Annotated in this window: 10 protein-coding genes; 5 read left to right on the top strand and 5 right to left on the bottom strand. The window is 65.5% G+C overall.

Going from position 1 to position 12,242, the window contains the following annotated elements:
• Positions 1–66 precede the first annotated feature (66 nt).
• The 3 genes from hscA (at position 67) to iscX (ending at position 2,648) form a co-directional block, all read left to right on the top strand.
• A complete protein-coding gene (gene hscA, locus ABIE53_RS13625) occupies positions 67–1,938 on the top strand; it encodes a Fe-S protein assembly chaperone HscA (protein ID WP_029967486.1) in 1,872 nt (623 codons plus the stop codon).
• A gap of 155 nt (positions 1,939–2,093) precedes the next feature.
• A complete protein-coding gene (gene fdx / locus ABIE53_RS13620) occupies positions 2,094–2,435 on the top strand; it encodes an ISC system 2Fe-2S type ferredoxin (RefSeq protein ID WP_006051275.1) in 342 nt (113 codons plus the stop codon).
• Positions 2,436–2,450: 15 nt separating this feature from the next.
• On the top strand, positions 2,451–2,648 hold the full coding sequence (iscX, locus tag ABIE53_RS13615) for a Fe-S cluster assembly protein IscX (RefSeq protein ID WP_006051276.1): 198 nt from the start codon (positions 2,451–2,453) through the stop codon (positions 2,646–2,648).
• 131 nt (positions 2,649–2,779) lie between these two features.
• On the opposite strand, the gene ABIE53_RS13610 is transcribed toward iscX, so the two are convergent.
• The 5 genes from ABIE53_RS13610 to ABIE53_RS13590 form a co-directional block, all read right to left on the bottom strand.
• Entirely contained in the window at positions 2,780–3,538 is a 759-nt protein-coding gene (locus ABIE53_RS13610) for a glycine zipper 2TM domain-containing protein (protein ID WP_114156237.1), read from the bottom strand.
• A 234-nt stretch (positions 3,539–3,772) separates the two neighbouring features.
• Positions 3,773–5,299, bottom strand: a complete 1,527-nt coding sequence (lysS, locus tag ABIE53_RS13605) for a lysine--tRNA ligase (protein ID WP_114156236.1) — start codon at positions 5,297–5,299, stop codon at positions 3,773–3,775.
• A gap of 117 nt (positions 5,300–5,416) precedes the next feature.
• Positions 5,417–6,521 (bottom strand): peptide chain release factor 2 gene (prfB, locus tag ABIE53_RS13600; RefSeq protein ID WP_107706556.1). Its coding sequence is split into 2 segments (ribosomal slippage): positions 5,417–6,439 and positions 6,441–6,521, totalling 1,104 coding nucleotides; the frame shifts between segments, so codons are not numbered across the junction.
• Between the two features lie 185 nt (positions 6,522–6,706).
• On the bottom strand, positions 6,707–8,413 hold the full coding sequence (recJ, locus tag ABIE53_RS13595) for a single-stranded-DNA-specific exonuclease RecJ (RefSeq protein WP_114156235.1): 1,707 nt from the start codon (positions 8,411–8,413) through the stop codon (positions 6,707–6,709).
• Positions 8,414–8,474: 61 nt separating this feature from the next.
• Complete coding sequence (locus ABIE53_RS13590; protein ID WP_114156234.1) at positions 8,475–9,644, bottom strand: regulator; 1,170 nt, start codon at positions 9,642–9,644, stop codon at positions 8,475–8,477.
• 602 nt (positions 9,645–10,246) lie between these two features.
• On the opposite strand from ABIE53_RS13590, the gene ABIE53_RS13585 reads away from it, so the two are divergent.
• Positions 10,247–11,500 (top strand): lipoprotein-releasing ABC transporter permease subunit, encoded by a 1,254-nt coding sequence (locus ABIE53_RS13585; RefSeq protein ID WP_006051283.1) that lies wholly within the window; start codon positions 10,247–10,249, stop codon positions 11,498–11,500.
• Positions 11,493–12,236 (top strand): lipoprotein-releasing ABC transporter ATP-binding protein LolD, encoded by a 744-nt coding sequence (lolD, locus tag ABIE53_RS13580; protein WP_029967476.1) that lies wholly within the window; start codon positions 11,493–11,495, stop codon positions 12,234–12,236. The genes ABIE53_RS13585 and lolD overlap by 8 nt, the downstream gene beginning before the upstream one ends.
• Positions 12,237–12,242: the final 6 nt, after the last annotated feature.

Raw genomic sequence — 12,242 nt, 5'->3', positions numbered from 1 at the left:
GGCTTTGGCACTACATCCAGCAACGCAAAATTCAGGACGGGGCTTCGCGGCTCCGAGAAGATCCAGATGGCCTTACTGCAAATCTCCGAACCCGGCATGGCGCCGGCGCCCCATCAGCGGCGTCTGGCGGTCGGTATCGATCTCGGCACGACCAATTCTCTCGTCGCCGCCGTGCGCAGCGGCGTGCCCGACGTGCTGCCTGACGAAGATGGCCACGTGTTGCTGCCCTCTGTCGTGCGCTACCTCGAGAAGGGCGGCCGGCGCATCGGCCGCGCGGCCAAGGCCGAGGCGGCGACCGATCCGCGCAACACGATCGTCTCCGTCAAGCGCTTCATGGGCCGCGGCAAGGCGGAAGTCGAGGGCGCCGAAAACGCGCCGTACGATTTCATCGACGCGCCCGGCATGGTGCAGATTCGCACCGTCGACGGCGTGAAGAGCCCCGTCGAAGTGTCGGCGGAAATTCTCGCGACGCTGCGCCAGCGTGCGGAAGACACGCTCGGCGACGAACTCGTCGGCGCGGTCATCACGGTGCCGGCCTATTTCGACGAGGCGCAGCGCCAGGCCACGAAAGACGCCGCGCGCCTCGCCGGCCTGAACGTGCTGCGCCTGCTGAACGAACCGACGGCGGCCGCAATCGCCTACGGCCTCGACAACGGCTCCGAAGGCCTGTACGCGGTCTACGACCTCGGCGGCGGCACCTTCGACCTGTCGATTCTGAAGCTCACGAAAGGCGTGTTCGAAGTGCTGGCGGCGGGCGGCGACTCCGCGCTCGGTGGCGACGATTTCGACCACGCGCTCTATCGCCATGTGCTGCAGCAGGCCGGCATCGCGCCGCAATCGCTCGCGCCGGAAGATGTGCGGCTGCTGCTCGACAGCGTGCGCACGACCAAGGAGGCGTTGTCGGACGCGCCTGAGGCAACCCTCGCCGCGACGCTTTCGAACGGCACCAGGATCGATCTGACGATCGGCGAGGCTACTTTCGAGGCCATCACACAGTCGCTCGTGCAACGCACGCTCGGCCCGACCAAGAAAGCGCTGCGTGACGCAAAAGTCGCGACGAAGGACATCAAGGGCGTCGTGCTGGTGGGCGGCGCGACCCGCATGCCGGTGATTCGCCGCGCGGTCGAAGCGTTCTTCGGCCAGCCGCCGCTGACCAATCTCAACCCGGACCAGGTCGTCGCGCTCGGCGCGGCGATCCAGGCCGATCTGCTCGCGGGCAACCGGGGCGCGGACGGCGACGACTGGCTGCTGCTCGACGTGATTCCGCTGTCGCTCGGCGTCGAGACGATGGGCGGGCTGACCGAGAAAATCATCCCGCGCAATTCGACGATTCCGGTCGCGCGCGCGCAGGATTTCACGACCTTCAAGGACGGCCAGACCGCGATGGCGATCCACGTCGTGCAAGGCGAGCGCGAGCTCGTCAGCGACTGCCGCTCGCTCGCGCGCTTCGAGCTGCGCGGCATTCCGCCGATGGCGGCGGGCGCCGCGCGCATCCGCGTGACGTATCAGGTGGATGCGGACGGCCTCTTGTCCGTGTTCGCGCGCGAGCTGGGCTCGGGCGTGGAGGCGTCGGTGGTCGTGAAGCCGTCGTACGGTCTCGCCGACGACGACATCGCGCGCATGCTGGAGGACAGCTTCTCGACCGCCGAAGTCGACATGCGCGCCCGCGCGCTGCGCGAGGCGCAAGTCGAGGCGCGGCGTTTGATCGAAGCAACCGGCGCGGCGCTCGCCGCCGACGCCGAACTGCTCGACGACAGCGAACGCGCGGAACTCGACGCGCTCCTGAACGGCTTGCGCGACGTGGCGCAGAGCGACGACGTCGACGCAATCGAAGCGGCGACGAAAAAGCTCGCCGAAGGCACCGACGAATTCGCCGCCCGCCGCATGAACAAAGGCATTCGCCGCGCGCTCGCCGGCCGCAAGCTCGACGAGATCTGACGCTTGCTGCGCTCACGTGGCCAGCCGCGGTTCGCCGCTGCAAACCCATGAGCGCGATGGACTTAAAGACACGCGGACTTAAAAACTCCGCGCGTCGCCAGTAAAATGGTGCGAAGCCTGTTTGAGGCCGCGCCTCAGACCCAAACGGAAAATGTATGCCTCAAATCGTTGTGCTGCCTCACGTCGAACTGTGCCCGGAAGGCGCGGTGATCGAAGCCGTGCCCGGCAAGAGCATTTGCGACAACCTGCTCGATAACGGCATCGAAATCGAGCATGCCTGCGAGAAGTCGTGCGCGTGCACGACCTGTCACGTGATCGTGCGTGAGGGTTTCGCCGCCTTGACGCCGTCCGAGGAAGACGAGGACGATCTGTTGGACAAGGCGTGGGGGCTCGAGCCGGCTTCGCGTCTGTCGTGCCAGGCGATCGTGCCGGCCGAGCAGGACCTGGTCGTTGAAATCCCGCGTTACTCGATCAATCACGCGAAGGAAAACCACTAACAGGAGGACGCAGCCATGAAGTGGACCGATACGCAAGACATCGCGATGGCCCTGACCGACAAGCATCAGAACGTCGATCCGCAGCAGGTGCGCTTCACCGACCTGCATCGCTGGGTCACGGAGCTGGAAGGATTCGACGACGACCCGAACCGGTCGAACGAAAAAATTCTCGAGGCGATTCAGGCTGCATGGATTGAAGACGCGGATTACTGAGGTTGCGAAGCGGTTTCGGCCGATGCCGAGGCAGGAAGGAAAAAGGCGATTCCATCATTGGAATCGCCTTTTTTATGCGCGCTGACTTCGTGTGCGTGTGAGGTTTAAGCGCCGCGGAGTTTAGTCCGCGTTTAGTCCGCGACGAGCGTGCCGTTTTGCACGCGAACGCGCTGACCTTGCTGGAAGGGCGGCGCTTCGTGATACGTGAAGTAGCGCGTCTTGCCGTTTTCCATCCGTACCCGCACGGAATACGACGTCGTGCTGCGGATATGTTTTTCGACCGAGTTGCCGGCGAGCCCGCCGCCGAGCGCGCCGAGCAGCGTCATCGCGGTGCGGCCGTTGCCGCTGCCGAACTGGTTGCCGACCACGCCGCCGGCCACTGCACCGCCGACTGCGCCGATGCCGGTGCCGTGTCCTTCCTGACGCGCCGCGGAGATCGCGACCACCGTGCCGCACGTCGAGCAATGCGCCTGCTGTACAGGCTGCTGTGGCTGAGCGTATTGAGGCGCGGGCTCGGCCTGTGGTTGCGGCGCGGGTTGCTGTTGGGCGTATTGCTGCTGCGCGGGTGCGGGTGCGCGTTGCGGCTCGGCGGGCTGTGCGGCGGCGGTCTGCGCTGGCTGCTGCGCAGCCGGATTCGCCGGCGCCGCCGAATCGACCACAGGTTGCTGTTGCTGCGCGCTTTGCGGCACAACCTGCGCCGCTTGCGTCTGATTCGTCGGCTCGCCGTTGCTCGACGCCTTCGGGAACATGCCGGTGACGGCCGCCGTGGCGACGAGGCTCGCGATGATCACCGCGCCCGCGGCAGTCGCGACGAGCGGATGAAGCCGCCGCTGAGTCGGCGGCGCCGGCGGGGCAGCTTGTGTGGCGGGTTGCGTGTTGGGCTTGTCCATCTTGACCTCCGTCTTCGGCAGAGTGACTTCTAGTGAGACCCAGTCTCGCGGAATTCGATCCCCGAGGCGTTTCGAATTGTAACGATTTGCCGGAAAGCCGTCGTGCGACGGCTGTGGGCAGCGGGGCTTTTACCTATCGTTACAAACGGCGTCTCATGCAGCGTGCGCAAAAGAAAACGCCCGACATCCAGCCGGGCGTTTCCACAAATCAACCGCAAGCAAAAACCGCGGTCCTCAGTCCTCGCGACGCAGATGCGGGAACAGAATGACATCGCGGATGCTCGGGCTGTCGGTCAGCATCATCACCAGACGGTCGATGCCGATGCCGCAGCCGCCCGCCGGCGGCATGCCGTATTCGAGCGCGCGGATATAGTCCGCGTCGTAGAACATCGCTTCTTCGTCGCCGGCGTCTTTCTGGTCGACCTGCTTCCTGAAGCGCACGGCCTGGTCTTCCGGATCGTTCAGCTCCGAGAAGCCATTGGCGATCTCGCGGCCGGTAATGAAGAGCTCGAAGCGCTCCGTAATGCCCTCGACCTTGTCCGACGCGCGCGCGAGCGGCGACACTTCGAGCGGATAGTCGATGATGTACGTCGGCTCCCACAACTGCGACTCGGCGGTTTCCTCGAAGAGCGCGAGTTGCAGCGAACCCACGCCCGCGTTCAGGAACTGCGGCTGCGACGCATCCACGCCGAACTTCTTCAACTCGGTGCGCAAAAACGCGCTGTCGGCGAGCTGCTCGTTCGTGTATTGCGGCGCGTATTTCTGGATGGCCTGCGTGATTGTCAAACGGTGGAACGGCTTGGCCAGATCCAGCTCGCGCCCCTGGTACGTGATGGTGGCCGTACCCAGTGCGTCGATGGCGGCCTGGCGGATCAACTGCTCGGTGAAATCCATCACCCACTTGTAGTCGGTGTAGGCCGCGTAGAACTCGATCATCGTGAATTCCGGATTGTGGCGCACGGACACGCCCTCGTTACGGAAATTCCGGTTGACCTCGAACACGCGCTCGAAGCCGCCGACCACGAGACGCTTCAGATACAGCTCGGGTGCGATGCGCAGGAACATCTGCATGTCGAGCGCGTTGTGATGCGTGGTGAACGGCTTGGCCGCCGCGCCGCCGGGAATAGGGTGGAGCATCGGCGTTTCGACTTCCATGAAGCCGGCATCCGCCATGAATTTACGGATCGACGAAATCGCCCTGGTTCGCGCGACGAACGTCTTGCGCGTTTCCGGCGTGACGATCAGATCGACGTAGCGCTGCCGATACTTCATTTCCTGGTCCGACAGGCCATGGAACTTGTCGGGCAGCGGACGCAGCGACTTCGACAGCAAACGCAGTTCGGTACAGCGCACCGACAGCTCGCCCTTGTTCGTGCGGAACAGCACGCCGCGCGCCGCGACGATGTCGCCCATGTCCCACTTCTTGAAGGCGTCGTACGTTTCCTGGCCGACATCGGCCGGCGTGATGAAGAACTGGATCTGACCCGAGCCGTCGCGCACGGTCGCAAAGCTCGCCTTGCCCATCACGCGCTTGAGCATCATGCGGCCGGCGATCGCGACTTCGAGCGGATTCGCTTCGAGCGCTTCCTTGTCGGTGTGCTCGAACTGCGCCTGCAGATCTTCGGCGTGATGCGTGGGACGGAAATCGTTCGGATAGGCGACGCCTTGCTCGCGCAATTCGCGCAGCTTTTCGCGGCGCTCCGCGATGATCTTGTTGGCGTCCACCTCGGGCACGAGGTTCGGTTGGATCGGTTCGTTCATGATGGTCTTGGTGTTCGTGGTCCGCGTGGGTCGAGCCGCTTGCGAACAGCCAGTCGGTGAAAAACCTCAGGCAATAAAAAGAGGCGGCGCGGCTGTGCGTGCCGCGCCGGTTGTCGCTTAGACGCCTTGCTTCAGGCTTGCGCTGATAAACGGATCGAGATCGCCGTCGAGCACGCTCTTCGTATTGCTGATTTCGACGTTGGTGCGCAGATCCTTGATGCGGCTGTTGTCCAGCACATACGAGCGGATCTGATGACCCCAGCCCACATCGGTCTTGCCGGCTTCGAGCTTGTCCTGCTCGGCCTGACGCTTGCGGATTTCCGCTTCGTACAGGCGCGATTTCAGCATGGCCATGGCTTCCGCGCGGTTGCGGTGCTGCGAGCGGTCGTTCTGGCATTGCACGACGATGCCCGACGGCATGTGCGTGATACGCACCGCGGAATCGGTCTTGTTGATGTGCTGACCGCCCGCGCCGGACGCGCGGTACGTGTCGATCCGCAGATCGGCCGGGTTGATGTCCACTTCGATCGAATCGTCGACTTCCGGATACACGAACACCGACGAGAACGACGTATGACGCCCGCCCGAAGAATCGAACGGCGATTTACGCACGAGGCGGTGCACGCCGGTTTCGGTGCGCAAAAAGCCGTACGCGTATTCGCCTTCGATCTTGATGGTGGCGTTCTTGATGCCCGCGACGTCGCCGTCGGTCTGCTCGAGCACTTCCGTCTTGAAGCCCTTGCGTTCGCAATAGCGCAGGTACTGGCGCAGCAGCATGGCGGCCCAGTCGCACGCCTCGGTGCCGCCCGCGCCGGCCTGGATGTCCAGGAACGCGTTGTTCGGGTCGGCGGGGTTCGCGAACATGCGGCGAAATTCCATGTCGGCCACGCGCTGCTCGAGCGCTTGCGCGTCCGCTTCGCAGGCGACGAGCGTTTCGTCGTCGCCTTCTTCACGCGCCATCTCGAACAGGTCTTGCGCGTCGCGCAAGTCGTTGTGCAGCGAGGTGAGTTTGCCGACCGTGTCGTCGAGCAGCTTCTTTTCCCGGCCGAGCGCCTGGGCGTGTTTCGAGTCGTTCCAGACGTCCGGGTCTTCGAGTTCCCGGTTGACTTCGATCAGACGACGAGATTTGTCGTCGTAGTCAAAGATACCCCCGTAGGTCGGCCGCGCGCGTGCGCAGGTCCGCCAGAGAGGCTTCGATCGCGTTGAGACGTTCCGCTTCCATGTCGATCTTTGTGGCTTCGTAAAAAGGGGAAATTATAGCCGATCGGCGTGCCGCGCCGGAGGCCTCGTGGCGATCCGGCGCGTGTTTGCGGTTGATTTTGCGGAGATTTTCGGGGCGGTGCGTGCTGTGTGCGAGTTGGGCGCGAGTTGGGCGTGCACTGCCGCGGCAGTTCGTTGACGAGCGTGCTAGCTCACCGCATGCTCGACGATCAACTGCACGCGCGACACGCCGTTCCACGTATCGCTCGCGAGCCGGTACGCGACCGTGGTACGCGCGGGCAGCGTGTCCGTGTGGTTGAACCAGATCGCGTTGAAGCGCTGGCGGCCGCGCATCAGTTGCAGCTTGAGGTGCTTGTCCTTCACGAGCGCCTGTGAGGCAACGTCGAATTCGCCCGAGAACACCGGCGCCGGAAAGCCCTGCCCCCACACGGCTGCGTCGAGCATGTCGACGAATTGCGGCGTGAAATACGCGTCCTCGAGTTCGCCGTCGGTTTCGACGGTGCGCGACAGCGCGTCGTCGCTCAGCCATTCGCGGCCGACCGCTTCGAACGCGGCCGTGAAACGCGGCACGTCGGCGGTCGCGAGCGTGAGGCCCGCGGCCATCGCGTGGCCGCCGAACTTGACGATCATGCCGGGCTCGCGCTTCGAGATCAGATCGAGTGCATCGCGCAGATGAAAGCCCGCGATAGAACGCCCCGAGCCTTTGACGAGCTGGCCGCTGTCGTCGGCAAGCGCGAACGTGAACGCGGGCCGGTGAAACTTCTCCTTCAGCCGTCCCGCGACGATGCCGATCACGCCCTGATGCCACGCCGGATTGAACAGCGTGATGGTGGTCGCGCCGTCGGGGTCGATCGACGAGAGGTCGTCGAGCGCCTGCTGCTGCATGCCGGCTTCGATCTCGCGCCGCTCGCGGTTCATCGTGTCGAGCTGCTGCGCGAGTTCCCATGCGCGGCCGATGTCGTCGGTTGTCAGGCATTCGATCCCGAGCGACATGTCCGACAGCCGTCCGGCCGCGTTCAGCCGCGGGCCGAGCGCGAAGCCGAGGTCGAAGCCCGACGCGTTGCGCGCGTCGCGAGCGGCCGCGCGAAAGAGGGCGGCGATGCCCGGCTGCATCTTGCCTTTGCGGATGCGCTGCAAACCTTGCGCGACGAGCACGCGGTTATTGCCGTCGAGCTTCACGACATCGGCGACGGTGCCGAGCGCGACCAGATCGAGCAGGCCGTCCAGGCGCGGCTCGGGAAAGCCGTCGCCGAACGCGCCGCGCCGGCGCAATTCCGCGCGCAACGCGAGCAGCACGTAAAACATCACGCCGACGCCCGCGATGCACTTGCTCGGGAACTCGCAGCCCGGCTGATTCGGATTGACGATGGCGCGCGCGGCCGGCAACTGGTCGCCGGGCAGATGGTGATCGGTGACGAGCACGTCGATGCCGAGCGCGTTCGCCGCTTCCACGCCGTCCACGCTCGCGATGCCGTTATCGACGGTGATCAGCAGTTCCGGCTTGCCCGACGCGCTTTGCGCGGCCAGCGCGACGATCTCGGGCGTGAGCCCATAGCCGTATTCGAAGCGGTTCGGCACGAGGTAATCGATCTTGCCGCCGAACATGCGCAGCCCGCGCACCGCGACTGCGCAGGCGGTGGCGCCGTCGCAATCGTAATCGGCGACGACCAGCATGCGGCGCTTCTGCTGGATCGCGTCGGCGAGCAGCGCGGCGGCCTCGTCGCAACCCTTGAGCGCGGCGGGCGGCACGAGGCGCGCGAGGCCGGTTTCGAGCTCGTCGGGCAGGCACACGCCGCGCGCCGCATAGAGGCGCGCGAGCACCGGATGCAGGCCGTGGCGCACGAGGATTTCGGCGTCGACGGGAGAACAGGCGCGCGTAACGATTCGGGTCATTGTGAAGGGGCGTCGGTTGGTGCGTCGATAGGGGCGTGGGTACGTTAGATCGTGCGGTCGATCATTCGATGAACAGCGATGCGAGCACGCGCCGCCGCCAGAACTTGCGCAGATCGCCACGTGTGATGCTGAGCGTCACCGAGCCAGTGTCGCCGCATAGCGTCAGGCCGAGTTGAGCGAGCGCGCCCGATTCGAGCGCTGCGAGCGCCGGTTCGATCCAGTCGTCCTGCAACGCCGCGAAGGCCGCGTTCCAGCGGGCCCAGTCCTGTTCGATGTAAGGCGCCGAGAACGGATCGAGCTCGACGAGCGTCGCGTTGTTGTCGCTGCCGGCGTCTTTAGCCAACGGCGACGACGACGACGACGCCAGCGCCGCGAACGACGCCGGCGGTGCCGCGACCGGCGCGCCGGCCGTCATCGCGAGGCCGCGCGTGGCGGCGGCGTCGGAGAAAACTTGCGTGAACGGGCTTTGCACAGGACGCGCCGCGCCTTGCGCATGAAACCAGATGGAGTTGACGGCGGGCAGGCCGCGCGCTTCACGCGCCTCGTTGACGGGATGCTCGAACCAGGCCATCTGCACTTCGTTCTGCAGCTTCATCCACGCGCGCGAGCGCTCGCCGGAATGCGCTTCGTGCGGCAACCAGATTTCGATGTTGCGGCCGCTCGCGCGCAGCGGCGACGCGCCGGCGAGCGTGCCGAAGCCGTCGCCGGACAGATACCAGCGCGTGGGATTCGGCGCCTCGATTCGCACGCCGAGTTCTTCGATGAGCGGCCGCGCCACCGCGAGCAGCGCGCTGGCTTCTTCGTCCGAGAGTTCGAGCGACGCCGGATCGATCAGCACCAGATGGTCATGCGCGATGCGCACGTGCACCGGCTGCACGCAGGCCCAGGTGGCGTCGCCGGGATCGCCGCCGTCGGCGCGCAGCATGTACGGGGCGAGCGGGGCTTCGTCGGCGGCTGGGCTTGCATTGGTGGCGTCGGCGGCGCCAGTCGCGCCCGTCGCGCCCGTCGCGCCGGTCGATAAAGCGCCGAACTGGCGAGCGATCCACCGTTCATGCGGCAGCGTGCGCTGGAAATCCTCGCCGATCACGCGTTCCACGAGCGTCGCGCGCGCGATCAGCCGGTCGAGGGCGGGGCTGCGGATGTCGTGGAGGGCAGTGGCGGCATCGGCTGCGGCAGGCAGCGCGAAAGGAAGCAGAAGATGGAGGCGGTTGGCGTGCATGATGCTGCGCATTGTAGGGCAAAGCGTGCGGCGATTTCGATTGGCGCGGCGGATGGCGGGCGTGGGCGTTGGCGTCGCGGAGGGCGTGAAGCGGCTGGCGGACGGCGGGAGCATTTGCGCTGGGGCGGGCGTAGAGCGGCTGGCGGACAGCGGGAGCATTTGCGCCGCGGCGGGCTCGTGAGGGATCGCCGCAGGGCGCTTTGCGGCGAAGGCGGTGAACGCGCAAGACGGCGCACCGCGGGAACGCGTCAACTCCGGCAACGCGTCCACGCAGCGACACGTCAACTGCGGCAACCGGTCAACCGCGCGGACCTCACCGACCCGCCGCTCGTCACCCGTCCCTTTACGCGGCGGCGCGGCATTGTATGGCAAACTTCGCGCTTGATTGACGGTGGCGGCATCGGCGATATGGGGTGGAGTCTGGCGCGGAGTTGCGCCGCCAGACCAGACTGGAACCATCCGCATTGCCGCGACACCAATGATCAGGACACTCGGGCCACGCAACCATGCGCAACCGCGGGCAATCGCAAGCAACCGCAGCCGCACGGCAGCGGCTGCCCCGGCGGCAAGAGTGGCCGAAGAACGGTGGCCGAAGAACGCAGAAAAGGACTCGCTTGAAATTTCCCTATGAATGGCAGATCGGCTGGCGCTACACGCGCGCCGGCAAACGCACGACCGGCAACGGTTTTATCTCCTTTATCGCGCTCGTGTCGATGTCGGGCATCGCGCTCGGCGTGGCCGCGCTGATCGTCGTGCTGTCCGTGATGAACGGCTTCCAGAAAGAAGTGCGCGACCGGATGCTGTCGGTGCTCGCGCACGTCGAAATTTTCTCGCCGACCGGGTCGATGCCCAACTGGCAACTGACCGCTCAGGAAGCGCGCCAGAACAAGGAAGTGATCGGCGCCGCGCCCTATGTCGAAGCGCAGGCGCTGCTCACACGCCAGGACGCCGTGAGCGGCGTCGCGCTGCGCGGCATCGAACCGGCGCTCGAGCCGCAGGTCTCGGACATCGGCAAGGAAATGAAAGGCGGCAAGCTGACGGACCTCGTGCCGGGCGAATTCGGCATCGTGCTGGGCGCGGATCTCGCGACCAACCTGGGCGTCGCCGTCAACGACAAGATCACCCTCGTCGCGCCCGAAGGCACCATCACGCCTGCCGGCATGCTGCCGCGCCTGAAGCAGTTCACCGTGGTGGGCATCTTCGAGTCCGGGCATTACGAGTACGACAGCACGCTGGCGCTCATCAACATCAAGGACGCGCAGGCGCTGTTCCGGCTGCCCGCGCCGACCGGCGTGCGGCTGCGCCTCGCCGACATGCAGCGGGCGCCCGAAGTCGCGCATCAGCTCGCGCGGAGCCTCTCCGGCGACCTGTATATCCGCGACTGGACCCAGCAGAACAAGACCTGGTTCTCGGCGGTGCAGATCGAAAAACGCATGATGTTCATCATCCTCACGCTGATCATTGCGGTGGCGGCGTTCAATCTGGTGTCGTCGCTGGTGATGACGGTGACCAACAAGCAGGCCGACATCGCAATCTTGCGCACGCTCGGCGCGCAGCCGCGTTCGATCATGAAGATTTTCGTCGTGCAGGGCGTCACGATCGGCTTTATCGGCACGGCGACCGGCGTTGCGCTCGGTTGCCTGATCGCGTGGAGCATTCCGTGGCTCGTGCCGATGATCGAGCATGCGTTCGGCGTGCAGTTCCTGCCGCCGTCGGTGTATTTCATCAGCGAGTTGCCGTCCGAGCTGATTCCCGCCGACGTCGCGCGCATCGGCATCATTGCATTCCTGATGTCGGCCGTGGCCACGCTTTACCCGAGCTGGCGCGGCGCCAAAGTCCGTCCCGCGGAGGCGCTGCGCTATGAATGACCGTTCCGCAACTTTACCCATGACCGCTCAGGAAACGACGCCGCATCCCTACGTGCTGGAAGCGACCGGCATTTCGAAGTCGTTCGTGCAGGGCGGTCTGAATGTCCAGGTGCTGAACAACACGCAGTTGAGCGTGCGGCGCGGCGAGAAACTCGCGATTGTCGGCGCGTCCGGTTCAGGCAAAAGCACGCTGCTGCATGTGCTCGGCGGTCTCGACGATCCGAGCGCGGGCCACGTCTCGGTGATGGGCAAGCCGTTCACGAAACTCTCCGAGCGCGAGCGCAACGACCTGCGCAATCGCGCGCTCGGCTTCGTGTATCAGTTTCATCATTTGCTGCCGGAATTTTCCGCGCTCGACAACGTCGCGATGCCGCTGCGAATTCGCCGCATGACAACCGAAGCGTCGCGGCGTGAGGCGCTCGCGGTGCTGGAGCGCGTCGGCATGGCGCATCGCGCGAAACATCGGCCGGGCGAACTGTCGGGCGGCGAGCGTCAGCGTGTGGCGATCGCGCGGGCGCTGGTCACGAAACCGGCGTGCGTTCTCGCCGATGAACCGACGGGCAACCTCGACGGCGGCACCGCGGATACCGTCTTCAACCTGATGCTGGAACTGTCGCGAACGCTCGAAACGAGCTTCGTGATCGTCACGCACGATCCGGAACTCGCGGGCCGGTGCGACCGCATCATGCGGCTGCGCGACGGCGTTCTATACGAAGAGCCGCCCGTGCCGGTGTGACGGCGA

Origin of the sequence: Paraburkholderia sp. OAS925 (assembly GCF_040543975.1) — a bacterium.
In the GTDB taxonomy this organism is placed as follows: domain Bacteria; phylum Pseudomonadota; class Gammaproteobacteria; order Burkholderiales; family Burkholderiaceae; genus Paraburkholderia; species Paraburkholderia graminis.
The sequence above is the reverse complement of the archived record's forward strand: the minus strand, read 5'-3'. Positions and strand labels throughout refer to the sequence as shown.